Raw genomic sequence first — 1,395 nt, 5'->3', positions numbered from 1 at the left:
GCCGGCTGCATTCGGTACTCGTTTAAAAACAGTTCGAACGCCGGGCCGTTGCCTTTGATGCGGCTGTTGTCCTCGGCGGTTATGCCGTCGGTTGTCGCGGTATCCAGAGGGCAGCTGAGGATTTGCTCGGGGTTTTCGGCGTCGTAAGCTTGGCAGCCGGTTAATAATACGCCGCCGGTAATCAGCGTGGCGCCTTTTTCGCCTTGCCAGGTAATCTCCTTCCCAGCTTCTCCCGAATCGGCTTCGTTAAGCTCCAATGGTGCTTTCAATTGAAAGGTGCCGGCGCCAATGTGTATCGTCACGGCTTCGGTCAGGTTGCCGGCCGCTTTCAGGTCGCGCACCGCTTGCTGAGCCTTGGCGAGGGTTTTGAACGGCCCGGTTTTGGCGGCGGCATTGATCGTGGTGGAGGAACCGTCCAGTCTATCGTCGCCGTTCCTGGCGACGTAGAAATCTTTGGCTAGGGATACCGAACAGAAACAAAGCGACGCGACACTGACTAACAGTCTTATTGACATAAACTTCTCCTAAAAGCTGGCTTGGCATACCAATGTTTCGCCGACCAAGGCTTGCAAGCGGTTAAAAGTACGATGAATTCGGGGAGGGGGTGTTTCCGTCCTGGGACACGAGGATACTTGAGAATTATTTCAGGAATGGGTACAAGTCTATATAGCACAGAAGGTCAAGATTTCCAACTCCTGGCGATCTGTTAGACGAGGCATTGCGCTCGTTGTCCCCGCTTTTCTAGTTGACGTCAGGACATGGAAGTCGCTTTGATTCGAAGTCGCGCAAAAGGCCGAAGGCTGCGTTTTTGATGAATAGATCGTTCCAGCCTTGAACGAAAGTAATTATTCAGCTCGAAGCATTACAGATCCTCTCCAGCGGGTGAGAGGGTGAGGGGAGATAAAACCAAGCATTTTGCCCATTTTATCCTCCTCACCCCCGCCCTTGTATGTTAAGAACGATCCATAAAGGTTTTGAAGAAAGATAGGTCGTTAGCCCGCCGGAGAGGGAGTAAACCGCCTGTTTTTTGGCGGATGCTGAATAGTTACGAACGAAATTGGCTATTGGCTTCGGGATTTCCAATGCCGATATTTCAATCAATCTGAGCGGAATATGGCTCGGGAACATATGCCCTTCCAGACTTTTCAGAGGGCTTGTAGGTTGTCCCTTATCAGGTGCGGATGAGGGCCACAGGTCGAATCGACAAGTCGTTCTAACTCGGAATGGCTCCGATGCTTATTGGTTTGGCATGATTCCCATTTGGACAGGCAAGCGGGTTGCTCTAACAGGCAATCCGTCCGCGCTTAACACCCAGCCATTTGCTCCTGATAGCCAGCGATCTCTGATGAGCATCGAACAGTCTGTTCTTACAAGTCAGCCTTGCCGTTTGAGCAG

The 1,395-nt window shown here is 51.8% G+C and carries 1 protein-coding gene; it reads right to left on the bottom strand.

Translation table 11 applies throughout. The features are described 5' to 3' along the window. Positions 1-515 (bottom strand): hypothetical protein (locus AC3B8H_RS21340; protein WP_488443514.1); only part of this gene is annotated, 515 nt, incomplete at its 3' end. Positions 516-1,395 lie beyond the last annotated feature (880 nt).

This window comes from Methylomonas sp. BG-2, from assembly GCF_057766305.1.
Note: the sequence above shows the minus strand (reverse complement) of the source record. Positions and strands in the feature narration are given on the sequence as shown.